The 25,819-nt window shown below is 41.0% G+C and carries 25 protein-coding genes; 3 read left to right on the forward strand and 22 right to left on the reverse strand.

Features of this window, described 5'->3' with window-relative positions; translation table 11 throughout:
- Window positions 1–5: 5 nt before the first annotated feature.
- Together CDH51_RS08200 and CDH51_RS08205 are read right to left on the reverse strand one after the other, a co-directional pair.
- Window positions 6–701, reverse strand: coding sequence for an ABC transporter ATP-binding protein (locus tag CDH51_RS08200; RefSeq protein ID WP_100628190.1), 696 nt, complete (start codon window positions 699–701; stop codon window positions 6–8).
- Window positions 698–2,188, reverse strand: coding sequence for a DUF5687 family protein (locus tag CDH51_RS08205; protein WP_100628191.1), 1,491 nt, complete (start codon window positions 2,186–2,188; stop codon window positions 698–700). The genes CDH51_RS08200 and CDH51_RS08205 overlap by 4 nt, the downstream gene beginning before the upstream one ends.
- A gap of 92 nt (window positions 2,189–2,280) precedes the next feature.
- On the opposite strand from CDH51_RS08205, the gene CDH51_RS08210 reads away from it, so the two are divergent.
- Window positions 2,281–3,012, forward strand: coding sequence for a nitroreductase family protein (locus tag CDH51_RS08210; RefSeq protein ID WP_100628192.1), 732 nt, complete (start codon window positions 2,281–2,283; stop codon window positions 3,010–3,012).
- 289 nt (window positions 3,013–3,301) lie between these two features.
- Here the strand turns inward: CDH51_RS08210 and CDH51_RS08215 are convergent, their stop codons facing one another.
- The 18 genes from CDH51_RS08215 to CDH51_RS08300 all read right to left on the reverse strand — a co-directional run bounded on the left by CDH51_RS08215 (window position 3,302) and on the right by CDH51_RS08300 (window position 20,444).
- Window positions 3,302–4,297: an adenosine kinase gene (locus CDH51_RS08215; protein WP_100628193.1), complete on the reverse strand. Its 996-nt coding sequence runs from the start codon at window positions 4,295–4,297 to the stop codon at window positions 3,302–3,304.
- A 353-nt stretch (window positions 4,298–4,650) separates the two neighbouring features.
- Window positions 4,651–5,814 carry a hypothetical protein gene (locus tag CDH51_RS08220; RefSeq protein WP_100628194.1) on the reverse strand — a complete coding sequence of 388 codons (1,164 nt, stop codon included), beginning with the start codon at window positions 5,812–5,814 and terminating at the stop codon, window positions 4,651–4,653.
- 115 nt (window positions 5,815–5,929) lie between these two features.
- Window positions 5,930–7,246 carry a toxin-antitoxin system YwqK family antitoxin gene (locus tag CDH51_RS08225; RefSeq protein ID WP_100628195.1) on the reverse strand — a complete coding sequence of 439 codons (1,317 nt, stop codon included), beginning with the start codon at window positions 7,244–7,246 and terminating at the stop codon, window positions 5,930–5,932.
- Window positions 7,247–7,395: 149 nt separating this feature from the next.
- Window positions 7,396–8,073 carry a LytR/AlgR family response regulator transcription factor gene (locus CDH51_RS08230; RefSeq protein ID WP_198514288.1) on the reverse strand — a complete coding sequence of 226 codons (678 nt, stop codon included), beginning with the start codon at window positions 8,071–8,073 and terminating at the stop codon, window positions 7,396–7,398.
- On the reverse strand, window positions 8,070–9,080 hold the full coding sequence (locus tag CDH51_RS08235; protein ID WP_100628196.1) for a sensor histidine kinase: 1,011 nt from the start codon (window positions 9,078–9,080) through the stop codon (window positions 8,070–8,072). The genes CDH51_RS08230 and CDH51_RS08235 overlap by 4 nt, the downstream gene beginning before the upstream one ends.
- Complete coding sequence (locus tag CDH51_RS08240; protein ID WP_100628197.1) at window positions 9,077–9,979, reverse strand: hypothetical protein; 903 nt, start codon at window positions 9,977–9,979, stop codon at window positions 9,077–9,079. The genes CDH51_RS08235 and CDH51_RS08240 overlap by 4 nt, the downstream gene beginning before the upstream one ends.
- Before the next feature lie 254 nt (window positions 9,980–10,233).
- Window positions 10,234–10,779 carry an REP-associated tyrosine transposase gene (locus tag CDH51_RS08245; protein WP_100628198.1) on the reverse strand — a complete coding sequence of 182 codons (546 nt, stop codon included), beginning with the start codon at window positions 10,777–10,779 and terminating at the stop codon, window positions 10,234–10,236.
- A gap of 431 nt (window positions 10,780–11,210) precedes the next feature.
- Window positions 11,211–12,320 (reverse strand): DUF4221 family protein, encoded by a 1,110-nt coding sequence (locus tag CDH51_RS08250; RefSeq protein WP_100628199.1) that lies wholly within the window; start codon window positions 12,318–12,320, stop codon window positions 11,211–11,213.
- 55 nt (window positions 12,321–12,375) lie between these two features.
- Window positions 12,376–12,639 (reverse strand): hypothetical protein, encoded by a 264-nt coding sequence (locus tag CDH51_RS08255; RefSeq protein WP_157807075.1) that lies wholly within the window; start codon window positions 12,637–12,639, stop codon window positions 12,376–12,378.
- A gap of 97 nt (window positions 12,640–12,736) precedes the next feature.
- Window positions 12,737–14,047 (reverse strand): 30S ribosomal protein S12 methylthiotransferase RimO, encoded by a 1,311-nt coding sequence (gene rimO / locus CDH51_RS08260; protein WP_100629385.1) that lies wholly within the window; start codon window positions 14,045–14,047, stop codon window positions 12,737–12,739.
- Between the two features lie 152 nt (window positions 14,048–14,199).
- Window positions 14,200–14,988: a pseudouridine synthase family protein gene (locus tag CDH51_RS08265; RefSeq protein WP_100628201.1), complete on the reverse strand. Its 789-nt coding sequence runs from the start codon at window positions 14,986–14,988 to the stop codon at window positions 14,200–14,202.
- Between the two features lie 183 nt (window positions 14,989–15,171).
- Window positions 15,172–15,918 carry a hypothetical protein gene (locus CDH51_RS08270; RefSeq protein WP_100628202.1) on the reverse strand — a complete coding sequence of 249 codons (747 nt, stop codon included), beginning with the start codon at window positions 15,916–15,918 and terminating at the stop codon, window positions 15,172–15,174.
- Window positions 15,911–17,047: a DUF4221 family protein gene (locus tag CDH51_RS08275; RefSeq protein ID WP_100628203.1), complete on the reverse strand. Its 1,137-nt coding sequence runs from the start codon at window positions 17,045–17,047 to the stop codon at window positions 15,911–15,913. Before CDH51_RS08275 ends, CDH51_RS08270 begins: the two co-directional genes overlap by 8 nt.
- On the reverse strand, window positions 17,044–17,253 hold the full coding sequence (locus tag CDH51_RS08280) for a hypothetical protein (RefSeq protein ID WP_024284838.1): 210 nt from the start codon (window positions 17,251–17,253) through the stop codon (window positions 17,044–17,046). The genes CDH51_RS08275 and CDH51_RS08280 overlap by 4 nt, the downstream gene beginning before the upstream one ends.
- Window positions 17,254–17,739: 486 nt before the next feature.
- Entirely contained in the window at window positions 17,740–18,351 is a 612-nt protein-coding gene (locus CDH51_RS08285; RefSeq protein WP_100628204.1) for an alpha/beta hydrolase, read from the reverse strand.
- Complete coding sequence (locus CDH51_RS08290; RefSeq protein WP_100628205.1) at window positions 18,344–19,300, reverse strand: ring-cleaving dioxygenase; 957 nt, start codon at window positions 19,298–19,300, stop codon at window positions 18,344–18,346. Before CDH51_RS08290 ends, CDH51_RS08285 begins: the two co-directional genes overlap by 8 nt.
- Window positions 19,301–19,385: 85 nt before the next feature.
- Entirely contained in the window at window positions 19,386–19,913 is a 528-nt protein-coding gene (locus tag CDH51_RS08295) for a YceI family protein (protein WP_198514289.1), read from the reverse strand.
- A 78-nt stretch (window positions 19,914–19,991) separates the two neighbouring features.
- Window positions 19,992–20,444, reverse strand: a complete 453-nt coding sequence (locus CDH51_RS08300) for a MarR family winged helix-turn-helix transcriptional regulator (RefSeq protein ID WP_024284832.1) — start codon at window positions 20,442–20,444, stop codon at window positions 19,992–19,994.
- Between the two features lie 362 nt (window positions 20,445–20,806).
- On the opposite strand from CDH51_RS08300, the gene CDH51_RS08305 reads away from it, so the two are divergent.
- Window positions 20,807–22,225 carry a COG1361 family protein gene (locus tag CDH51_RS08305; RefSeq protein WP_157807076.1) on the forward strand — a complete coding sequence of 473 codons (1,419 nt, stop codon included), beginning with the start codon at window positions 20,807–20,809 and terminating at the stop codon, window positions 22,223–22,225.
- 64 nt (window positions 22,226–22,289) lie between these two features.
- The gene (locus tag CDH51_RS08310) at window positions 22,290–23,177 is read left to right on the forward strand and encodes a glycoside hydrolase family 16 protein (RefSeq protein WP_232724780.1); all 888 of its coding nucleotides are present in this window, start codon (window positions 22,290–22,292) and stop codon (window positions 23,175–23,177) included.
- Window positions 23,178–23,200: 23 nt separating this feature from the next.
- Here the strand turns inward: CDH51_RS08310 and CDH51_RS08315 are convergent, their stop codons facing one another.
- Together CDH51_RS08315 and CDH51_RS08320 are read right to left on the reverse strand one after the other, a co-directional pair.
- On the reverse strand, window positions 23,201–24,001 hold the full coding sequence (locus CDH51_RS08315; RefSeq protein WP_100628209.1) for an alpha/beta fold hydrolase: 801 nt from the start codon (window positions 23,999–24,001) through the stop codon (window positions 23,201–23,203).
- Between the two features lie 24 nt (window positions 24,002–24,025).
- Window positions 24,026–25,609, reverse strand: a complete 1,584-nt coding sequence (locus CDH51_RS08320; RefSeq protein WP_100628210.1) for an amidohydrolase family protein — start codon at window positions 25,607–25,609, stop codon at window positions 24,026–24,028.
- Window positions 25,610–25,819 lie beyond the last annotated feature (210 nt).

The following is a 25,819-nucleotide window of genomic DNA, read 5'->3' on the forward strand; positions in this document are numbered from 1 at the left end:
TTCTTCTACCCCACAAAATAAGCCTCCAATTCTCGCATCATCTCAGACTTTTCGCTGAGATCACGAATGATTTTCCCTTTTTCCAAAAGCACGATGCGATCGCAGATTTCTGTCACATGGTTCAGGTCATGGGAAGAAATTAAAAAGGTACGCTTAAACTCATCCTTTTCCTTAGAAATCAGTTTTTTCAGCCGAATCTGTGAACTCGGATCGAGATTTTCGAAGGGCTCATCCAAGAAAACCACCTCCGGATTTCCCAATAAAGCAGCTGCAATCCCAACCTTTTTCAAATTCCCTTTTGACAGGTCACGGATGTATTTCTTTTTGCCTCTGACTTCATCATTGAACAGCTCCGCAAACTTCTCCAGATGAACCTCCAAATCGGCTTCAGAGAGTCCATAAATCTTTCGAAGCGTCTCAAAATACTCATCCGGAGTCAGATAGGAAAGTAACATGTGTTCATCCAAATAGGCTCCTGTGAATTTTTTCCACTCCTCGCCTTGATTGACCACATGCCCTTCGAGTGAGACCTCTCCGGATGTAGGCCGCACCAAGTCCAGCATGATTCGAAAAAGGGTAGTCTTACCAGCCCCATTATTTCCTACAAGCCCAAAGCACTCTCCTTTCGGAATTTCTAAGGCTTCCACGTCGAGGACCACTGCCTCCTTGTATTGTTTCTTGAGGTTCTTTACAGAGATCATAGTTCTTGTCTAAATGAAGATGAGATTTCGTATTTATTTTGATAGACGCGTCGGATATTCAGCGCACTTAATTTTTTATAAAAGAGAATACCAAACAAGCCAAAAATTGCCAATGCCGCTAATCCCGCGAATTCATTAATCAGCAAAGCAAATGGAAGGTATATCACATAAGGAAGGATCATCATGGGAATCACCATCAGCCATTGGGCGGCGCCAACTCCCTCGTAATTGAACATGGCTCCTTTATTCAAATCCATCGGCTTCGGCTTCCAAAGCGCCAGATAAATAATGACATGAATCAGGACACCTATATTGAATAAAAAAGTAGCGATGTGAACCAGCAAAATCTGCCAACCAAAATAGACATAAGGGACTGAAGCAAGAAAGCAAATCACTGAAATAGAAATAAAAAGCAGGTATTTGCCACGTACCAATTGCTCAACACCATCCTTTCGGTTCAGGTAAAAATCGAAACTTCCAGAATTCCAGCTTAAGAAGAGTTGACCATACTGAATCATAAATATCCCAGTGATAAAAACCCCAACAAACACGAATATGAAACTAATTCCCCCATCCTCTGAGGCATACGCCGGATTGGTGTAGAAAATCAATCCATACAAGAGGAAAAAAGCAGAAAGCATCAGGTAGGTTCTACTCTTCTTGTGGCGTACGATCAACTTCCATTCTACATTGGCGAGCTCCCCTGCCAAACCAAATCGCGAAAGAAAACCTATTGATTGCCCTCGTACTTGAGAGTCATTGTCAGAAGAAAGGTCTTCGAGATAGGCATTATCCACATGATAGCGAAAGCATAGCCAATAACTCCCAACAAAAACCAAAGACAGAACTGCCAGTGGTAAAATTGAATTCACGGCCAGGTCGAATATTGGCTGAGTCAATTCACCCAAATTATACCAGCCCAAATAGGTAGAACCTCCACCTAGGACCAAAACCGCCATCACAATGATCAATCCAAGGGTAGAGTCCTCAAAGCGCTGCTTGAACCAGAGCATAAACCAATGCAAAATCCAGCTTGTAAGCACCAAAGAACCTATCCATCCCAAGGCACCCATGCTACCAAATTCGGGAGCAATGCTTTGAATGCTAAATGGCAAAAAGATCAGTAGTGCAATAATATTGAGCGGAGAAATAAATGAGCGGATCAGCAACAAATGCATAATCTTCCGCTTGCCGACAGGAAGGTGCAATAGACTTTCCAAATCTACCACCGGTAAATTTTGAATAAAGTACCGGTAAAGAAACTCGGTCAAAAAGAAAAAGATCAGAAAGCTATTTAGAAAAGCGATAGGGTCCTGACCTTCGGCAAAATTCTCAATGATCCTTCCCAAGAAAAGACCTGCAAGCAACAGATAGCTTAAGAGGAGCAGAATAATGAACCCCAAGAAAATATTGGTCATGAGGCTCTTGGCAAAAGCTGTGGACCTGACAGATTTCAGGTATTGCAGCCGAATTAATTCAAAAAACATAGGCAGTCAGATAAAGGGCTTTTGTTTATTTTGCTTGAAATTAAGGATTAAGCTTACATTTGATCGAGTTAAATACCAAAAAAATCGGATAAATGCAGGAATTAAACCAAGAGCTAGGATTTTTTGATGCTGTGGAAGCACGGAGGTCGGTGCGGATTTTTGATCAAGAAAGCTCATTTGACCATGACAAAGTCCAAAAGTGCCTGGAAGCTGCTATCCTTTCCCCCAATAGCTCCAACCTACAGTTATACCAGTTTATTCGAGTACCGGAATCCTCTCCACTTAAGGATCCGCTAGCCCAACTTTGCATGCGTCAAAAAGCAGCTACGACTGCACGTGAATTGGTTGTGGTCATTACGCGTAGGGATGTGTGGAAGTCTCGAGCCAAAGCAAACTATGACTTCATCCTCAACTCCAATCAAAATCAATCAGAGAAAAAGGTCAAGCAGGCGGGAAATTATTATAAAAATCTAATCCCTAAACTTTTTGGAAAGTACCCTGGCTGGTCACTGATCAAAAAGCTGATCGCTTGGTGGGTGGGAATGCGCAGACCCATGGTTCGGGAAGTCGGAGAAACCGAGGTACGGATTTCCGTTCACAAAAGCGCCGCTTTGGCGGCCATGACCTTTATGCTTGGAATGAAGGCTGTGGGCTATGACACTTGTCCCATGGAGGGTTTTGATTCCAAACGGGTTAAAAAGTTACTTGACTTACCAACGGGCTCCGAAATCTGCATGATTATCGGCTGTGGCCAAGGACTCCCAGAAGGGATTTATGGACCTAGATTTCGAGTGCCCAGCTCAGAGCTAATATTGAAGAAGTAGGAATAAAGTCTTCTCTGCATCATTAATGAAAGCTAGAGAAACATTCATATTTCTAAAAAAGGATAAAAGGAAGCACGTCTTTGCGAGGTGAGGAACGAGCCGAAGCAATCTCTTATTTAATAAGATGGCCGATCCTTGCAATGAATTTAGATCGTCACAGCAAGGCTTAATAATTGGGAGAATGCACAAAACGGGATGACAGTTTTGATAAAGCAATTCTAAAATGTGTCAGTCCGAGCAGAGTCGAGGACCCTTCGACTCCACTTGAACTGACAAAGTTTAGTCTTGATTAAGGGTTCAACTTTCCTAAAATATCCTTTGCCTGATGCCACTGAAGTCTTGGCCCGAATTGGCTGACGATCTGAGAACTCGCCATCGATGCCAGCTTTCCGCTTGATGCATAGCTGTGACCATTCGTGATCCCATACAAAAAGGCCCCTGCAAACATATCTCCTGCTCCGTTGCTATCAATCGCCGTGGTTTTATAAGGCTCAATATCAATAAAGGTATCGCCATCGAAAATCATCGCTCCATTTTTACCCTGTGTAATCACAAAGTGCTTCGCAGCTTTCTTCATCTCTTCACGGGCTTCCAATAGATTGTCCTTGCCAGTGTAAAGCATGGCTTCTTCCTCATTTGCAAAAAGCAAATCCACACTTGGGCCGATTACATCGTCAAAGTTTTCCTTAAAATATTTGACCATTGCAGGGTCAGAGAAGGTCAAGGCAACCTTGGTTCCGGCTTCCTCTGCTACTTTTTTGGCATGTAGCATGGCTTCTTTTCCATTCGGAGAAGTCACTAGATATCCTTCTATGAAAAGATACTTGGAGTCTTTAATCGCCGAGTCATGAATATCCTTGACAGAAAAGTTCTGGGTGATTCCCAAGAAGGTATTCATCGTACGCTCGGAGTCTTCGGTTACCATCACCAGACATTTTCCGGTGACCCCATTTTCCAATCGCTCTGGCACCAAGGCAACATCCACTCCCGAATCAATCAGGTCTTTCAGGTAAAAATGTCCCAATTCATCATCCGCAACTCGAAAGCAGTAAAAAGACTTCCCTCCAAATTGACTTACTGCCACAATGGTGTTGGCGGCTGACCCACCAGCCTGTTTCTTAGCTTCGGCAGTATTGATTACTCCCATCAGTGAGTTTTGTCGCTCTTCATCAACTAGCGTCATTAAGCCTTTTTCTACTCCATTGTCCGCAAAAAACTGGTCAGTGACTTTGAACTCGATATCTACCAAGGCATTTCCTATGCCTGTTACGTCGTATTTTTTCATTTTTAAATGGTTGGAAAGTTGTAATGTTATAAGGTTGGGTCGAAGGTTGGATTACTTCATTATTTGAAATTCGATGTTCGAAAATTCATATGATTATATTTTTTTTAAAGGCCATAACCTGTCCCGTACCTTAGGTCGGGATGGAATCTCGCATGTTTTACAATTATTCCAGTGTGTGTCTACTACGACATGCTCGATTTCATTCCATCGATTTCAAATGGAAAACTAGAATGGGGTTCGAGAAAGCCTCGTATTTCATCAATTGTATTTCGTCAATCGTATTTTAAGTAAGATAAAGCTTCTACTCTGCTCAGCCTGACATCGGACATCCGACATCTGGCATCGGACATTTTTTAATCAAATATCGGGTGTCTTTCAAAGGGCTTTTCCCGATCAAACAAATACCGATACGTATGATGTGTTTTGTATATCTCTGCTAGCAACTGCTCACAAACGCGCATCATCTTTGGGTTGAAATCCCCAATCCAGTTCATCTCGATGGTTTTGTATGGAAATTTGGGACTGTTACTCATTTTATCATAGCTGATAATCATGGCACTTTCTACGCCCTTGCTTTGATGCTCGGGCACCACCCCAAATACCAAACCGAGCATTTTATTGGGTGGGGAAAAGGTCTTGTACCAAAGAAACTTCAGCTTTCCGATCAAATCCATTTTCCCATTGACATGCTTGAAAATCTGATTGATCTCCGGTATTTGAATGAAGAATCCTACTGGCTCGCCTTTGTAAAATGCGAAGTAAATCAAACGAGGATCGATGATGGGTTTCATTTTCCCAAACATCAACTTGGCTTCCTTAAGCGCAATGGACTTCCCCATGTGACGCGCCCAAGCTTTATTGTAAACCGTCATAAAATATTCCGGCGCCTTCTCCTGAAGCTCTTTTCCCTTGATATATCGGAAAGAATAATCAGGATTATCGATCACTGCATTGGCACGCTTGATCATTTTTGCATCAAATCCCACATCCTGAACCGGTCGCATGTAGGTAAACTGCTTGAAATACAGTTTGAACCCATAGTCTTCGAAAAACTTCTGATAGTAAGGAAAATTCCAAGGCATATTATAATTCGGCTCGGAAAATCCATCCACGAGTAGTCCCCACCATTTGTCCCGCTCTCCAAAGTTTATTGGCCCATCCATAGCTTCCATCCCTTCGCTTTGCAGCCAATCTTTTGCTATATCAAAAAGCATAAAAGCCGCCTCCTGATTATCGATGCACTCAAAGAAACCCACTCCGCCAGTCGGTTGCTTTTCTTTCATCTTTGGATTGATAAAGGCCGCAATTCGACCGATTGTCTGCCCTTTTTCATCCTGAAGCAGCCAACGCTTCGCTTTGGCGCCATTTCGAAAAAGCTTATTCGTCTCAGAATGAAAAAGTCCTTCGATATCTTTATCAAGGGGACGGATCCAGTTTTTCTCGTTTTTGTAAAGCCTAACAGCCATCTCGATAAACTCTCTCTGATGGGCAGGTGTGGTGACTTCTACTAGCTTCATTCGGGTGATTTTAGATCGGCTAAATTAGGGAAAGGCAGTCAAAGGGCAAAAAGTATCTGGGAGGCGAAATTTATGTTGCCTCTGAGTAGAAGCATTTGGAAAATTAGGAATTACCTTATCTAAAAATACCAAACTGAGACCAGTAGACCTGACTATTCATCCTTGAAGTTTGATCCATAATAGTTGAATTAAAGGAGTTCCCGATACTATTCTGAGGAAGCGATCGTCCTACTCTGCTGTTTAAAACCCCAAAGTCCTTTTCTTCCAAAAAATCTCCCTCAATGGTATAAAAAGTCCATAACCCCACTTTTTCGGTTCGGATATATTTGCCGGAGCTCATGATTTGATTTGTTCCGGGGTAATAATGGTACCAGACACCATTCCTAAAGCCAGATTGAATTCTACCTTCAGCAACTTTATTTCCCGATTCATCAAAAAATACTCGCTTGCCTTTCCCATTTTTTACCTTATTCCCTGGAAGAAATTGGTCTCCAATTTGAAAATCACTGAGGGTCATGAGCTTACCTCCCTGATAATACTCCTTTTGGACCACCTCCCCATCAGAATTTAATACCAACCACTCTCCTTCCTTTTCTCCGGCCAAAACAGATCCTCTCCGCACATACTGAGGTACTAAATCTAAGCTCTCAGTCAGGCTCCCATTTGCTAATCCGTTCTCAAACTGGCCTTCAAATACTAGGTTTCCATTTTCATCATAGCTCTTCCAAAGCCCATGCTGTTTTCCTGCTAGAAACTCTCCCTGAATCTTGATAGAATGGTCAGGATAATACAGAATAAACTCTCCATCAAGAGCTCCTGATTGGTATGACCCTTTTTCCAAGAAGGATCCATCTGGATTGAAGTATGCATAATCTCCATTGAGTTCACCCTCTTGATTCATAAAAAACCACTTGATTTTCCCATCGGGGTAATAGCTCTCCACCAAACCGTCTAAAGAACCAAGTTTATATGAATAGGTCTTACTGAGTTGGCCTTCAGGAAAAAACTCCTTCCAATCCCCAGTTTTTTCACCATCCTCGAAATAACCCAAAGTTGATATTTCACCATTTTCGAAATACACAATATGCTCACCATGCATTTTTCCATCCTGATAATTACTCAAAGTTTTGATTTGTCCATCTTCAAAAAACTCCTTTAACGGACCGTTGGGCTCATCATTTTGAAAGGAAACGCTGTATTTGGGTTTAGAGTCAAATTCCGTCAATAGGATGTTCTTGTTGGCGGACTGTAAGCTTGGTTTTGCATCAGGCTCTGGATTCACTTTTTCATAAACCTTCCACTCACCTTCTTTTCCTTCAGGACCTACCAACCCTGAGCCTAGATAATTGGTAGTTCCAAAATAATAATAACCCGTATCAAGATCCTGAATGGGTGATAGGATGCTGAAAATCAGAAAAGTCAGTATTATCATGATAGAATTTAACTGTTATTTTGGAAAAAAGGTTGGAGAAAGAAATCGACAAACTAGGATGATTATCATTATCTAGTTAATGGACTGCTTTTCCTCCGGTTGGTATCGGAGCTGGAGACTTTCCTGTGCAGTGTAGCACACTTTTATACCTATTTCAATTTCCCCAAAACGGCCTCCCGATACCGTAAACCAATAGGAATCATTTCGCTCCCAATTTTCACCTGGTTTCCTTCTATAAATTCCACTTTGGAAAAATTGATAATAAATGACTTATGCGTCCGGACGAAAAGCTCTGAAGGAAGCTCTGCCTCCAGTCTTTTCATGGTCGATGTGATAATCAGTACCTGACTCAGCAAATGAACCTTCGCATAATCTCCAAATGCTTCTAAATATAAGATATCATCAAAAGCGGCTCGATAAAGCTTCTTATCTACCTTTAGCATGATGTGCTCCGGCATTTCTTCAGATGAAGTTTTGAGGCGATTTTTCACCTTTTGGATCGCCTGCAAAAAGCGATCAAAAGCGATGGGCTTCATCAGGTAATCGACCGCATCCAATTCAAAACCCTCCAAGGCAAATTCAGGATACGCCGTGGTGAATATCACCAAGGGCTTTTCGCGAAGCGATTTATAAAAATTGACACCTGAAAGCTTGGGCATATTGATGTCCAAGAGCAATAGATCCACCGACTGCTTCTCAAGCCCCGAAATAGCCTCCAAGGCATCCTTATATTCAGCAGTCAGAATCAGGTCCGGATGATCCTCGATAAATTGTCTTAAAATATCTCGGCTTAAAGGTTCATCATCGATTATAGCGCACTTGATCATGATAAAATCAATTTAACGAAAAACTCCTGAGTACTCTTTTCCACCTTTAGTTCATGCGTCCCTGGATAAATCAACTCCAGCCTTCTCTGGACATTTTCTAAGCCTATCCCTCCATACCTACCCTTTTCCATATCATCTACTTTTCCCAAGTTATTCCTTACCTCAAATATTATTTGATCACTTACGCTTAGTTCGATTTGAACAAAGCCGGCTTGAGTTTCCCCTTTCATTCCATGCTTGAAGGCATTTTCTACCAAAGGAAAGAAAAGCAAGGGCGCCACTTTGGCAGACGCTAATTCTCCTTTGACTGAAAAATCAACCCGGGAATGATCATCCAATCGTAGCTTTTGCAATTCTATATAATTCTCAAGCATTTCCACCTCTTTGGAGAGTGGTACTTTTTCTTCACTTACTTCATAGAGCATGTAGCGAAGTAGATTAGAAAGCTCCAATACCGTCTCTGCTGTCTGCTCACTTTTTCCCAAAGCCTGAGAGTAAATACTATTCAGGCTATTAAACAGGAAATGTGGATTGATCTGGGTTTTCAGGGAATTTAGCTCGAGGGAAAGATTCTCTTTTTCTACCTCCTGAAGCTTATACCATGACTTGGAAAGCTTGATCAAGGTGGTCAAAACCAGATAGATGATAAATATGAAAATCAAAATCTGCCACTCTGTAAATGAGACCATGTAATAATCTGAATCCATCAAGGGGAAAAGCACCTCGAAGGTCAGTTCATGTATCCCATAGCTTGCCAAAAGAAGCAAAGGAATACTGGCAAAGTAGAGCAGGTACTTTTCCCTTTCAAGGAATCGTGGAATCAAGACCCTCAAATTCACGTAGACCAAAAACACCAAAGGAACGTGAAACAGCAGCGAGTAGAAAAAGTCGATAAACTTGAAGAGGCTGGCTATGGAAAAATAGCTCCCGATGGCGTAAATGGATAGGACCCAAAAAGCTCCATGCTGAATCCATTTCTTTCCTAAAATTGTTCGAATACCCTTCATGAATCTATCCTTTCGTAAATATCCGCATCCTCAAATACCGTCTCATCTTCCGAATAGCGCTCGAGAAACTTCTGAATCTCTCTGGGCTGGGCCGTGATCAATACGGTACCATCTACATTTTCATGTCTGAGTCGGATAAGATTGCTTTCAAAAAGACGGTTAAGCTTTTCCAAATCGAAGGGAGTTAGCACCAGTTTTTGTCCATTTAGACGAAGCTTCAAAAAGGTATGAACTGGTAAGACATTGGATCCAAATCCATCATCAGAATATTCGGCAAGTGGAAAAATATCCAAGAAATAATCTTTCCCAATTTTCGCCACATGACCGATGTATTCGATCAATTTTCCATTGTCCATCACAGTGACTCGGTAGCTTTCCTTAAAATTAGAGTAAGCTGTACCTTTGACGCTATTGGATCGCTTGCTGACCTTGGAAACGGCTTCTACGGTATTTCCCAAAGCAGCGAAGGTTTTTCCCAAAGCGTCTACTACTTCTCCCATCTCTGAAAAAGATTTATCTGGATCGGTGACTGTCTTTTTGGCAATCTCTTGATAATACATTCGAATACTATCCTGATTGTAAATCATTTTGCCATTTACTTTTATGCCATCTGACGCATTATAGCGGATGGTCATATCACCAATAGCGACTGAATCGGTATACTTTTCTTGAGGTCCATCCGTAGATGAGTCTGCAGAACTGACCACCACATCCTCCTCTTCTGACAGGCTAGTAAATTCAATATAATCCCCATCTTCCTCTGGCAACTGCCATCGTCCGACTAGCTCGGGGATAAAAACTAGTGTCTCCTCCGTGTAAATTGGAAAAAGGGAATAGACACAGGAATTGAGTAAAACTAGGAGTCCTCCTACAGCTAAATAAGCTCTGAATCTTTTCATGATAAATCGTTTGAGTTGGTTATGAACTCAAATTGCCACAAAGCATGAAGATCCTAAAAAAATATCGATGAACTCATGAAAACCCCAGACAAACGCAAAAATATCTGCCTTTTGGCTGGATAGAAAGATTCAGCGCTATACTGCTTCTCCTCAGATTTTGATCGGACTGGACTTAGAAAATCTGCTTTCGGAAAAGCAGCACAACCCAATTTTAGTTATCCTGCTTCTGGAGAAGCAGGGTTTTTCCTCTTAGTTCAATATAATTCGATTCTCACTAATCCTTTTCTTCCAGCATAATCTCTTGCAGAGCTAAACATATATTCTTCTTCCTGCTCCACAATCATTGCTTCCACTGGATTTTGGTGGATATAATGGAGCTTTTGCTCAAAAAAAATTGAAGATTCAACCAAGATCGCATGAAGCCCATCCTTCCAGAATTTATAGTTTGAAATCCTACCTTGAGATTGACTCCGCTTCTTGAAGTACTCTAACATCCACTTGGCTCTGGGTTCTATACTTTCTTTCTCCAAACTATTTAAAATTCTCTTTGCAGTAAATTTCTTAAAATCCTGAAAAGTGTCGGAAAGTCTGAATGCTTCCTTGGACCTACATAAGAGGTGCAAGTGATTAGACATTAAACACCAACTGTAGATTTCCAACCCTTTTCGTTCTACACAAAAATTCAAAGAATCCACTATCTCTAGCTTATATTCTTTGCGTGTAAAAACGTCGACCCAACCTTCAATAGTTAAGGTCAAAAAGTAGACAGCGTTTTGATCTGAAACTTGGAAAGGCTTCATGATTTTTGAAAAAACTTAACCAAAAATAGTATAAAATTCTGCTCTCAAAAAGTAGTAGAGTAAAGACTATATTAACGGTGCTGCTTTCGGAAAAGCAGCACAACAATCCCCAATTTCCAAGCTGCTTGTTATCCTGCTTCTCCAGAAGCAGGATTCTCCCACTAAAGCAATACTTCCTTCATTCGATATTCTCCGTTGTCTTATTTCTCCTCCGATTTTGATCGGACTGGACTTAGAAAATCTGCTTTCGGAAAAGCAGATTAACTTTAAAGGGCAAAAAGTAAGTGAAGTCCCATGTTTATCCTGCTTTTGCAGTAGGTGGAACTCTAAAAATTATCCAAACTTGAGAATTCAGTTTATGGAACAAGAGTATTAAGGGTAATCAGGATTTTTTTCTGTTTATCCTTATTTGTAATCAAAAAAACTTGGGTCTAAAATTTTATGAGAAATAAGTCACCATAAAGTTTTTCCTCATCAGGTACAATGGAAATGTCTTTAGGTATCCACAAACCTTTGGAAAACACAAAACTTTTGGTTGGATCATACTGGCCTCGTGGCAATTGATGGTTTAAGAGAATTCTAAAATCGTCATCCAAAACTGTGAGATATAACTCTCTATTCTCAACAAGGAAATCATAGTAGTACTCTCCATTAACAGGAAACTTATTCAAGGGAGCTTGAGAAAACCTGTAATAAACTTTTCTAAAAGGATCATAAATCAGTTTCAGGTAATTTGGAGAAGTCAAAACCCAATTTTCAAAATACTCAGATGACCAATCCCCCCTATTTGTCTGAGGTTCTGCTACTTGCTCACCTTCAAAACTTTTAATCCTATGTTCACTCTGTATTTGAGTTATCGTATCTACTTTGACAATGGATGGATTAATTGAATATATAAAACTAAATCCATCGGGACTCCATGTTAAACTTGGATAAGTAGTATAATTCAACGGAACATTTCTATACTCTTCTGGATGATAGGAATTAACACTATTCCATTCACCGTCATTAATTTTTACGCTAGCAAAGACTTTTCGCCTTTCAACTTGACTCTTTTTAGCAAAATAGTAAAGTATTGATTTTGAGTTCTTATCATAAAATAAATGAGGAGAAAATCCATCAAAAGGATATTCTGTGTAAACATCATATGCGATTTTTTCGAGATTTTCAAAAAGCTTTACAGAATGAAATTGTTCCCCCTCATCATCGGTCATAAACAACATGCTTCCCGTTGAAAAAATGATTGAATCCGAATTTATATAAAAAAAAGTATAAGGTTCTGAATCAAAACTAAAGTTCAAGCTAAGCGCTTGTTCTTTATCTCCATTCAATGGAGTTTTGATAATTGTTTTTTGATAAGAATCAAAACTAAACAAGGTGTCATTCAAAATATGATGAGGTCTGTCAAAAATTAAATGGCCAGCTCCTGCTAAATCGTAGCCCATTACCTCAAAATTCAAATTTGTAGCGTCTTTCTTTTCAGATTTAGATTGACATGAAAGGAGTATAAAAATAGAAAGTACATTAAATAAAGCTCTCATAATTAATTGGGGAGGCTATACACCTCCCCTAGAATAGTTCTAAATTGAAAACATCTTAATAACAAGTAGTAGTACCTGAAAGCGGACAGTCTTCCCCTTCAGAGAGGTACTTGCAGGCATAATAGGTTTTTTGAGAATTACAATACATTTTTCTTAAAGTTGGCTCCCCAAAACCAGGCTCTTCTACTTCTTGGGCACCAACGAAAAAAGGTGCTGAAAACAGAATAGTAAAAGCAGACATAAAAACTAATTTTTTTTGATTTTTTGGTTGAATTAATTTTAACTGCTCCAAACAAAATAAAAAAAAAGAACTATCCAAGGCTTTTAATTACGGAAGTCATTTTTATTTAACTTTTACCTTCTGTTAAATATTAAATGAATAATTATTAAGCTAATTTCTCATATTTAAACCCTTCTTATACCACAGTCGCATATAAATCAAACTCCGTCGCCTCAGTGACTTTAGCTTGCACAAAGTCACCTACTCTACAATAATGCTTGGAAGCGTCTATCAGTACCTCATTGTCCACCTCCACCGAGTCAAATTCGGTACGCCCCACAAAGTACCCTCCTTCTTTTTTATCGATTAGGGTCTTGAAGGTCTTTCCAACTTTCTCCTGATTCAGATCATAGGAAATTTGCTCCTGTACTTCCATCAGATGGTTGGCTCGTTCTTGCTTTTCTTCCTGAGAAAGCTTGTCCTCCATTCCAAAAGCATGGGTATTTTCCTCATGAGAATAGGTAAACACACCCAATCGCTCAAATTTCATTCGCTCCACAAAATCTACCATCTCCTGGAATTCTTTTTCACCTTCACCGGGATGCCCTGCAATCAAGGTAGTACGGATGGCTATTTCAGGAATCATTTCACGAATTCTGTAGATCAGTTCCTCCTGCTTTTCTCGGGTGGTTCCACGGCGCATCGCTTTCAAAACATCGGTCGAACCGTGCTGCAAAGGAATATCCAAGTAGTTGCAAATATTGGATCGCTCTTTCATCACCTCGATCACATCCATCGGAAATCCGGTAGGATAAGCATAGTGCAGACGAATCCAGTCGATCCCTTCCACATCTGATAGCTGTCTCAGCAATTCGGCAAGATTCCGCTTTTTGTACAAATCTAATCCGTAATAGGTCGAATCCTGAGCGATCAAAAGTAGCTCTTTGGTGCCATTTGCTGCTTTATGCTGTGCTTCTTTGACCAATTCCTCAATCGGTCGAGATACATGTCCTCCTCGCATCAGCGGGATCGCACAGAAGGAGCAAGGCCGATCACAGCCTTCAGAAATCTTCATGTAGGCATAATGCGCATTATGCGTCAATAATCGCTCTCCTACCAGCTCATGCTTGTAGTCCGCCTTAAATTTTTTCAAAATGGCAGGCAAATCCCGCGTCCCAAAAAAGGCATCCACCTGAGGAATCTCTTTTTCCAGGTCATCCTTGTAGCGCTGAGAAAGACAGCCCGTCACATAGACTTTTTCTACCAAGCCTCGCTCCTTCGCATCCACATATTGAAGGATGGTATCGATGGATTCTTGCTTGGCATTATCGATAAAACCGCAAGTATTGATGATGACGATGTTATTATCATCGGAATTAGACTCATGACTGGCATTGATCCCGTTTCCTTTCAACTGCGTCAAAAGGACTTCGGAATCCACCAGGTTTTTGGAGCAACCCATGGTGATAATATTGACTTTGTCTTTCTTTAATGTTCTCGCTTTCACAGAATTCGCTTCAAATTTGGAGTGCAAAGGTAGGTAAAATTGGGTTGGAAAGTGAAGGATTCTGAAAGTTGTAAAGTTGAAGTCCGAAACTTTACAACTTTCCAACCTTTCAACCCCTTTTCTTACAAATGGAAGGACAGTTAATTATCAACTCAAACATCCAACACCGTACTCCACAAAACCAAACCCAATGCCGGCGCCGGAGGGATTTTTTCCCAGTCTTCTGAAGGCCTGTTTAGTCTATTTTCGATTTCGGACAAATCCCAATGCCCTGAGCCTACATACCAAATGGCCCGCATCATTTTCCGGACTTGATGGTGCAAAAAGCCTGTTCCTACCACTTCTAGGTAGTACACCGGATCAGTTAGATTTTTGTATGGAATCTCATCTGCCAGCAAAATCTGACATCGTGAAATTTCCCGCTCGAAATCCGTCTTGGTAGGCGATGGTGTGCAAAAAGCGCTGAAATCATGTTTCCCTACAAATACTTTGGCGGCTTTATTCATTTTACCCAAATCAAGCTTTTCGAAAACTAGCTGAAGCCAAGCAGTATGCAAAGCGGGAGTGTCGGTGGAGTCAGTGAAAAAATAGCGATAAACCTTCCTTTTTGAGGCTTTGATCAAATTAAAATCCCGGCGAACAGGCCCCATGAATTGAATCTGTATTTCTCCTCCTAGGTTTTCATTGATGGCGGATACGGTTTCCTCAGCAAAGTCATTTTTATCAGAAAGAAAAAGCTGAAAGTACCCCTGCTTGCAACTCACCCCGGAGTCTGTCCGGCTTCCACCCAACAAGCTGAAATCATCATTCCCCAAAACGAATTTCAGCACACGCTCTAATTTCCCCTGAATGGTGGGCTGTCCTTTTTGGATAGCCCAGCCCTTGTAGCGGGCTCCAAAGTAGGAGATAGAAAATAAGTAGGAGAAGGCTTTGGTCTGCATATCAACACAAATTTAATTATTCAGCCCCAGCAAAGAAGCTTAAGTTCAATTACCTAACCTTTTAGCACTTAAATCTGATATCGGAACAATTTGACCCTAATCCTGAATATTCTATTAGCTCTATTAACTTCTTTTTTAAGGACAGGGGAACAATACTCTTTTTGAGAATAGTACTTGACATTATTAATCGTTGAATTCCGCTACCTTCCTAAATGCTCGAGCCGACATGCTATCTAAAAGCAAGTATTCAAAAAAGTAAAAGGACCTTGGTTCTTTCAAAATAAGCGAGCCCTCGACCAAACTAGATCCAAATCCTTCATAAACTGATTTATCAATATTTAAAGAAGAGTCAATACCAAATCCCATTGATGATTTAAAACGAAGAAACACTTTGTTTCCTTGCTCTTCGATTTCACTGACCTCACCACTAGCCACAAAATCATAAAATTCCTGTAAATGTGGTCTTGAGGGTAAATTTATAAAATGCTCAAATAGCAGATCTTCAACGTTAACAGGAACTAATTCAATGGGAATCCACTCATTGTCTGATTTCTGAAAAATTGTTGGTTTTAAAAAAATCAATTCATTAAGAAAAAAATAGTTTTTTGAATCAAGAATCACATGTTTTTTATTTTTAAGGGAATTCTCTGTTAAAAAATTGTTTAGAACCGTTTCATCCCCAGAACTAAAAACAATCCTCAGATTTTCGGGAATTTCGAAAACTCTTGCAAATTCCACGACCTTAGAAACACAAAATCCGCAACCCTTATCAATCGGAACGACCAAAAGGTATTCAGTGTCCTCAATGTTTGATTCCGTTATTGAACTAAAGAAAAACTCGATCTTTTTACTCAAGACCTCATTATCACTAGTCTTACAAGAAATTAAGCTGAAAATCAGCAATGTGAAAAATAAGGTTCTTTTACTCATTTTTTTGAATGGAAAGAAATTGAAAATGTTCCTCACTTTTTGAAGTAATTCTTCCTAGATAACCCTTCTTATAGGGGAATATCATATTATAGCTCAAAGACTTAGAGTTAAATTCACGACTATAAATTGCTTCAAACTGATCATTATAAATAATAAGAGTTTTTTTCTTTGCCCATGACATGGACTCAAACTCACCCTCTGAGATTGGTTCCTGTAAAACACGTAGATAACTTTCACCGTCAAAAAATAAGGCATCAAAGCTTGGTTGAAATAGGTAATGCCTCATGACATAACGCATTTCGTTATTATCCTCATCCGGCAATTTTTCCGCATTTGAAAAATTGGGGCTTTTTAAGGGGATTCGTTCGAGGTTTCTTTCTTTTGAATTCAAGTCGATCTTAAACAAATCTTTCAATGGAGTAAAGGAAATCACCAATTCCTCATTCTGATTCATAACAAATGAAAAATTCATGAAATTAATGCCATAGACGTTATCAATCATTTCTTTTGGCAAATCCCCAAAACTTGATGCCACACCACTTTTCAAGTCTATTTCAACAAATGATTTCCAATTTGAAAGGTGATCACCGTTGTGAGGATCTAAATGAGGGAAAAGCCCAAAAATTAGACTATCTCCTCTTTTTATAACTGGCTTAGTACCCTGAACCATGATATCAGGGTACATTCCAAGATCGTCTAAGCTTATTTCTAACCTTTTGAAAACCTTTCCCTCAGAATTTAGGAAAATCAGCTGATTTACTCTGGCACCAATTATCGTATCTTTCGATATGTAATATAGCCCAGTTGTCCCACCAATTCCATTTGGTCCATCCACCTCAAGTCTCACTCGAGAAAATTCAGAAGTATGAAGATTATAAAATTCAAGGGATGAGATAGATTTATTAAAAACAAACAGTGCGCTGTCTCCTTGTATTAATTGACTATTTTGCGGAATAACGGTAAGGCTATCAATTTTTAATTGAAGCGTGTCATAATTAAAATCTGTGATTGCAACTTCATAAAATTCAGATGGAGCTACTTCGAATTTTTCTGAACCACATGAAAAAAAGCAACTGCAGATAACCACAATCACCTTCAAATTAAATTGGCAAGAATCAATTATTTTCACCCCATCCCTGGTTTAAAAATACCAAAGCAATCGAAAACTGAAGAGCAAACCATTCCATTACCCACGCATTCCATATTTGCCTCTTCATCACTTACAACAGTCAGCCTACAGGCTTTGGTAGGCCATTCATCTGCATTAGATTGAGGTATAAAAGGAATCGAAAATAAAGCGGCCGAACAAAAAAGACCTATCAAAGATTTTTTCATAATACTTTAATTTTAGGTTGATTCAATTTAATTGTCCTAATTTGGGAGCTGGGCATTCAGCGACTCCACTACAAACTGAACCTGCTCCAAAACAATCAACTCGGGTGGAATCAGGCGTGTCTACTGTGTATACGCAAGCCTTATCCGCTCCTACAGCTAATACCTTTTGACTTTGAATGCTTAAACCGAAAAAAGCTAATGCTATAATGGCTAGGCAAGGTCTAATATATTTTTTCATAGTATATTTTTTGGGCTTGGAAGAGTAACCAAGCGGGTTAGAAATAATTATACAGAAAAACCACTATCTGGCCAGAACTGGTTCTTTCTGCGATCAATACACCCCCCCGACTAACTTTGCAAGAGAAATGTGAACTATTTTTAATTTTTCTCAAATTTATTTGAAATGATTAAAAGAAGGCTTTGGTCTGCATGCCCAAAAGTATGAATTAAGCTTTTGACAAACACCAAAACCTTCCCGAGATTCCTTTAGCCCAAAATATGCTGATTGACCCAGTCGATCTCCTCCTGTCGAATCGTATGAGCCGAATCAGCAAAGGTCATCAACTTGACTTTTGCACCTTGCTTGGTGAGATGTGACTCCGACTCTTGCATCCGCTCAAGTGGAACATGCATATCGTGTTGGCTACCGGAGATAAGAGTGGGGGTTCCCTTGAAATCCCCATGGTAGTTTGCAGGATTGATCTGCTCTCCAATTAGGCCTCCCGTAAAGGCCACTACGCCACCAAGCTTTTGAGCATTTTGAGCTGCAAACTCCAAACTCAGGCATGCCCCCTGCGAAAAGCCTATCAGGTAAATATCGCTAGCTAGCACCCCTTCTTCGATCAAGGAATCAAAGGCCTCTTTGATCTGCTGAAGTGAATTAGTCAGAGCCGGCTGATTGGACTGGTCAGGTGCCATAAAACTGTAAGGATACCAAGTTCCTCCTGCCGCTTGGGGAGCAATCAAAGCAAAATCATCCAGCTTCAAATACGATTTCAAAGAGAGGATACTTTCTGCAGCAGCTCCTCTGCCATGAATCATGATTGCTGCTTTTTTTCCTTTTTGGGGCTTTTGTCCTTCGTTGATTAGCTTATTCATAGTCTGATAGGTTTACTTCAACTTTTGGAAGTGCTTTTTCAATTCTATCTCGAGATGGTTCCGCCCAATCGGGCAACTTCAGCAATTCACCCAAATGCGCTTCTTCCTCGTCAATTGCGAAGCCAGGCTCGTCGGTAGCCACTTCAAACAACACCCCTCCCGGCTCACGGAAATAGATGCTTCTGAAATAATTTCGATCCTTTACCTCGGTGACACCCAAACCATTTTGCATCAATAAGTGCTGCACTTCCAGTTGGGTGGCTTCATTATCCGTACGGAAGGCAATATGATGAACCGTCCCGGCGCTTTGCATTCCCCGCCTAGCATTGGGGTCCACCAAAATATCTACGATGTCTCCCGGCTTTCCTGCTGTGGCATAGCGAAAGCGATTGCCCTCTTGCCCAACAAAATGATAATTCATCAGCTCTGTCAAAAGCTTCTCAGTTGGCTCCTTGGCTTGTAAGTAAAGGGTTGCTCCAAAAAAACCCTTGATTGAATGCTCAGCAGGAATATGTCCCTGTGGCCATCCTTTTCGATCATCTCGATCACTCGCGATCAACTCCAGTCCCATCCCATCATGATCTTCAAATCGGATAAGGGAATCTCCAAACCGAGTCAAATCATCTGAAACTGCAACTCCAAATTTCTTCAGGCGGTCTCTCCAGTAAGTAAGTGAATCTTTCCCAATGGAAAAGGCTGTATAGGTCAACTCACCAGTTCCTTTAGTCCCGCGCCGAGCACCTTTGAAAGGGAAGGTGGTAAAGACTGTACCTGGCCTACCCAACTCATCGCCAAAGTAAAAATGGTAGACATCCGGCGCATCAAAATTGATGGTCTTTTTTACAAGTCTTAATCCTAAGATTCCTGTATAAAAATCAATATTCTGCTGAGGATTACCAGCTATCGCTGTGATATGGTGAATCCCGGAAATTAATGGCTTTGTGGTCATAAGATTGAAATTTTAGATGAATGAGATTTTACAAAAAACCCCAAAGGATAGCCTTCGGGGTTTTAAAACAAAACCTCGGAGGCTTTTATGCTTGCTTTACGAGCTGTACACTTAGCATTAAACGAACCTGATCAGAAACAACTACCGAGCCTGCCTCTGTGACTGCCGACCAAGTAAGTCCAAATTCTTTCCGATTGATTTTTCCTTCAATTTCGAAGCCCGCCTTAGTCTGTCCATAGGGATCACCGGCTACTCCACCGAAGTCTACATCAAGCGTTACCTCTTTCTTGGTTCCACGGATTTCTAGGTCTCCTACCAACTGATAGTCCCCTCCATTCTTTGAAATTTTTCCAGAGAAAGAAAGCTTAGGATGATTAGCTGCATCAAAAAAGTCTGCTGATTTCAAATGATTGTCACGGTCACTTTGATTGGTATCAATGCTATCAATATCCGCAGTGAAGGAGACACTAGCTCCATCAAAGTCATCCGACTCACTCTCTGCAGCACCCTCAAACTTTTTAAAATATCCAGTCACGGTGGAAATGACCAAGTGCTTTACCTTAAAAGACACTTCTGAATGTGTTGGATCAATTACCCATTTTTCTGTACTCATGATTTTTATTGATTTAAGTGAAATGAAATATTATTTGTTTTTACAATTAGTGTTTATACATGGATAAAGGTAAATTTTTTAGCCTCTCAGTTTATCAAGCAGCATATTGAGATTTCTTACCTCCGATTCGCTGAGCTTGATGTAATATTTATTCGAATCCTGAATCCGTGTCTCCAGCTTCTCCAGCAACTTCAATCCTTCAGCTGAAATCATCACATCTACCTGCCTTCTGTCAGTTGGACATTCTTCACGAATTACCAAACCTTTGGCCTTTAGCTTTTCTACCAGACGAGATGCATTGGACATTTTATTAAGCATGCGTTCCTGAATAGAGGATACAGTAGTGGGATTCCCATTTTGTCCTCTCAATATTCTCAATACATTATATTGCTCTGGAGATAAGTCATAGGGTTTCAAAAGAGCATTTTGATAGCCTACCACATAACTGTGCGTGAATAATAAATTGACCACAGCCTTATGATAAGGATCTATAAAATCTTTCTGCTGAATGGCTTCTTCTAACTTTCCCATTTTAATACAATTGAATTTAATGTATATACATGCAAATCTATAAAAAGGTTTCCGAATTGAAAAAAAATTATCTAAAATGAGCGAAAAAGAGGAAAGCATCCTTCCGAAAAAAACCTCCTAAACTGAAGCGGATTTCTTGAGTTTGATCCTTTTCAAAAGTCTTTGACCTGAGAAAATTAAAATCGGAAGTGTGAAAAGAATATCAGATCAAAACATTGATTTAAATTATGTTAAGAGGGGTTTTTACAATATTTGATGTGTTTTTGATGTAGCCAAAATCTACAATTGATGAATAGTTGTAGAAGCTTTTTATTTGGGGTCTGTGAATCGGTTTAAGAAATTAGGGAAAAAAACTAATACCCATGAAAAACAATTTTCCCAAAATTATCACAATGCTCTCCCTGCTCGTAGTAAGCTGGGCCTGCGACAACGGTTTCGCAGACATTGACGTGATAGACACTCCTCCAAAAATTACTCTAGGTTCAATTTCCTCTGGATTGACTGAAGGAGAAGATTTTAGAATTTCCGTAACTCTGGATGACGGTACGGATGACGGAGCCATTAGCTCCCTTGCCTCCCTTGACTACACCATCACTTCAGGAGGAGCCACAGTTACTTCTGGATCAGAGGCGCTAAGTGGTGATCAGCAGACAGTCACTATTAGTGTTCCGGGTGGATTTGATGCTGGTACTTACAACTTTGACGTTGTAGTTTCAGATACCAATGGCAATACGGCAACTGATAATGTGACATTTGAAGTAGCTTCAGCACAGCCAGACTTTGACATTACTGGTACTTGGGTGGTTGAGCCAGTGGCGGCTTCTCTTGCAGTGGGACCAAGTCCTGGAAGCACTGAGTGGTTTGCAATTGATGGTGCAGGAGTATCGCAAAGAGCTTGTTTTTATGACGATACCTATACTTTCGGTGCTGATGGATCATTCGTTATTGACCTCGGAGATCAAACTTGGTTGGAAACTTGGCAAGGAGTTGACTCTGACCGATGCGGCACACCGGTATCGCCTTATGATGGAGGCACATACCAATATACTTACACAGGAACTTCCCTGACAGTAATCGGAGAAGGTGCATACTTGGGACTTTCAAAAGTAAATAATGCAGGTGAAGTTTCTCAAGGAGCGGCTATTCCTGATCAAATCACGTATACGATTGTTGATCCAGTTGTTGATGGAAATACCCGCAGAATGACGCTAAGAATCGAAGCTGGTTCTGGAGTTTGGTGGGACTTCAAACTGGTTTCTGGTGAAATCGACAATGGTGGCGGCGAATCTGCGTCTATCTTCGGAAATTGGAAAATGGAGCCAATAGCAGGAGCCTTTGGTGTGGGTCCTTCAGCTGGAAGCACCGAGTTTTTTGCTAACTCCGCAGACGATGTGACTACCAGAGCCTGCTTCTTTGATGATGTCTATACATTTGCTGAAGATGGCACCTACTCTTATGATTTGGGTGATCAGACTTGGCTCGAAACTTGGCAAGGTGTCGCCGAAGACGGTTGTGGCGCTCCTGTAGCACCGCATGACGGCTCAGGAGATTACACCTTTACATTTGATGGAAGCTCTTTAAAATTAATTGGCGAAGGAGCTCACCTGGCTCTTTCTAAAGTAATCAACGGAGCAGAGTTGAGCACGGCGGGAGTAGAAGTTCCGGCGGACGTAACATATCAGGTTGCAAGTTTGACAGAGACAGATGGCGTGAAGCGAATGACACTGCATATCGAAATCCAAGACGGTATCTGGTGGACTTTCAAACTGATTTCAGAATAATTAATTTAAGTGGCATCTGGAACGTAATACCCAGATGCCTTTTTTTTCTTTAACCCAAAATAGTATGAAAACTATCTTTAACTACACAAGCCAAACTCTTTCCGCATTTTTTCTAATTGGAGTTTTATTTTCCTGTGATTCGGAAACTGCGGACAATCCCACAGGTTCAAACCCCGGTAATAACGTTACTGAAGTTCCAATACCTGACGGTGGAGCCACCTCTCCTACTTCCTATCCTGGGATGACACTAGTTTGGGAGGATGATTTTGAAGGAAATAGCCTAGATGCAGCCAACTGGTCACATGAAATAGGAACTGGCGACAATGGCTGGGGAAATAACGAGCTTCAATATTACAGATCCCAAAATACCTCTGTAGAAAGAGGGCATTTGATCATCACTGCTAAGAAAGAAAACTTCCAAGGAAGCGAATATACTTCCTCCAGAATCGTCTCATTGAACAAAAAGCAATTCCGCTATGGTAGAGTTGATATTCGGGCGGTAAACCCACGCGGACAAGGCTTATGGCCTGCTCTTTGGATGCTTGGATCAAACTTCCCTGAAGTAGGATGGCCAAGATGTGGAGAGATTGACATCATGGAGATGGTCGGTGGACAAGGACGGGAAAACACAGTCCATGGAACAGTTCACTGGGATAATAATGGGAGCCGGGCGGAATTTGGCGGTTCTTATAAGATTCCTTCAGGTACTCTAGCCGATAAATTCCATGTCTACTCAATCGAATGGACCTCAAATAATATTAGCTGGTTTATTGATGATGTGAAATATCATGAGATCGATACCACTCCTGCCGAACTAGATGAGTTCAGAAGAAATTTCTTTTTCATCATGAATGTGGCTGTCGGTGGAAACTGGCCCGGATCTCCGGATAATAGCACAACGTTTCCACAACACATGATTGTGGATTATATTAGAGTATTTCAATTTGATTAAAAAAAGCCCCGCGGGGCTTTTTTTTATGCATTTTCGCTCAACCAGTCTTTCAGCAGCTGATTGACTACTTCAGGCTTCTCAATGCAGGAACTATGACCTGCACCGGGGATCATATGAAGCCTCGATCCAGCAATTCCCATTTGAATGAATTTTGCCTTTTCGGGTTTTGTTGCAACATCTTCATCTCCCACCACAATCATAGTAGGACATTTTATGGCACCTAATTCAGCTTCCACGCCTTTTCGATAAATTACTCCCTCTACCGGTCCAGTAATAGTTTTCTTATTGGACGTAAGTTCTTTTTTCCACTTCTTAATCGCTTCCGAATTCGATTTATTGTTCAACCAGGATTGAGCAAACATGATGGGCATGACCTTATTGGCGACCGGAGGGATTACTCCAAGCCATTTGACAATTCCATTCAAGGTTTTGTATTTGGGAAGGTTCTCTACCGGCTCACTATTCGCTGAGGTTTCTAAAAGACTCAAAGTTTTAACCAAATCAGGCCTTCTAGCAGCCAAACGCATTCCCACAAATCCACCCATTGATAGCCCGACAAAGTGTACTTTGACCAAATCGAGCTTTTCTATCAATGCTGCTGCATCTTCAGCTACGGTTTCCATGTCAAATGGCTCCTTCACCTCGCTTTGGCCTTGGCCTCGATGATCGTACGCAATGACACGGTAAGACTTCGCTAATTCATCGATCTGAGCATCAAACATTTTATGACTCCAAAGTAGTCCATGAGAGAAAACCACCGTTTCATCTCCTTCTCCTTTGTCGATGTAATAGAGCTTTATTCCATTTGCTTCGATATGCGGCATTTGAATCCTTTTTAGGGTGAAAATCTACCAATCTAATCCTGGCTGAGTGATTCGAGCATTTTCGCGAGCCTTATGCTGATCTACAATTTCCTTGACATCTGCCAAAAGCTGCTTTGCATCGTAAACAACCCCGTCCTTAACTGTATATTTAACGCCCCCAACACGGATGGGTTGGTTATTTTCATCTATTCGAATCGCACCCGTTCCATAAAGGACCTTGAGGTTTTGAAGCGGGTTTTCTTCCAAAATCACAAAATCCGCCAGTTTCCCTACTTCTACGGTTCCAATCTCCTTTTCCATTCCCAAAGCCTCTGCTCCATACATCGTTGCTGAGCGAATCACTTCCAAGGGATGAAAGCCTGCCTCCCGAAGCAATTCCAACTCTCGGATATAGGCAAATCCATACAATTGGTAGATAAATCCTGAGTCAGAACCAGTAGTTACTCTCCCTCCACGATTTTTATACTCGTTGACAAAAGTCATCCAAAGACGGTAATTCTCCTTCCAAAGCAACTCTTCCTCTGTAGTCCAATCAAACCAATATGAACCATGCGACTGTCTACTTGGCGAGTAAAAACGCCATAGGGAAGGTAAGGTGTAGGCGTCATGCCACTCTGCTCTGCGAGCCCGCATCAAGTCCCGGTTTGCTTCATAAATATTGAAGGTTGGATCCAACGTGAAATCAAGTTCCAAAAGCTCATTCATCACCTTATTCCAATGCTCTGAATAGGGCTTTGCCGCTTGCTTCCAAAGTTTGCCAGCTTCTGCAAATCGATGCTGCTCATTTTGGTAATTGTAATCCAATCGGAAATCCTGAATCGTCCGATCTTCAAAAAGAGCTTCTGGAAGACCGTACCAATGCTCCATGGAAGTTAGTCCAGCTCGAGCCGAGTGCAATACATTCCAACGAGCCACGTCTAGCTGCTGATGATGCATAGCTGACCGTAAGCCTATTCGCTTGTTTTCGGAAATCGCCGCCTGCATCACTTCGGGCTTTGCACCAAAGAACTTGATCCCATCAGCACCTTTGGCTTTATTTTCATTGACCCAGGCCTTGGCCTGATCCGCTGTGGTAATGGGATTCTCAGCTCCCTGACCAAATGATGTATAGGCCAAAATTCTGGGAGCTGTAATTTGATTGGAAAGCGAGCGGTTTTTTTCATTTAAAACCCAATTAAGACCATTTCCAGCTGATGGATCCCGAATGGTAGTAACTCCATGCGCCATCCAAAGCTTATATACATACTCGGCTGGAGTTCCTTGCCCTGTACCCCCTATGTGTCCATGCATATCCACGAAGCCAGGCAGTAAATAATGCCCCTCCAAGTCTAAAACTTGCGTGTTCTCATCTGCTTTGGGTCGACGGCCTTCCGAAATAGGTAAACCGGGATAGCCCACAGTCTGAATACGCGTAATCCTGTTTTTCTCCACCACTATATCCACAGGGCCGACAGGAGGCGCCCCGGTCCCATCAATGAGTGTTACTCCTCGAATGATCAATCTATCATAGGGTCCATCACCCTCCTCCCGGTCAGGAGCAGGCATAATTTGAGCAAAGGCATGAAGCGAAAAGACTGAAAGAATCAGCCCAAGAATAATTTTCCGCATGATTTCTGGGTTAGGTGGTTAATTCAAGTCTATAAGTTAGCCGAAAAAACAAAAGGGAAAAATGACTTTTGGACCAAGCAAACAAAAAAATGGCTGTCTCAAAAGTATTATGTTCCGTCATCGCGATCCCGAAAAGTTCGAGAGAAGCCCGCCTCCCGGAGGGCAGGCGATCTTAATATTGATTTAAATTAAATCAGGATAGATTGCTTC

This window comes from Algoriphagus formosus, assembly GCF_002807035.1.
GTDB lineage: Bacteria > Bacteroidota > Bacteroidia > Cytophagales > Cyclobacteriaceae > Algoriphagus > Algoriphagus formosus.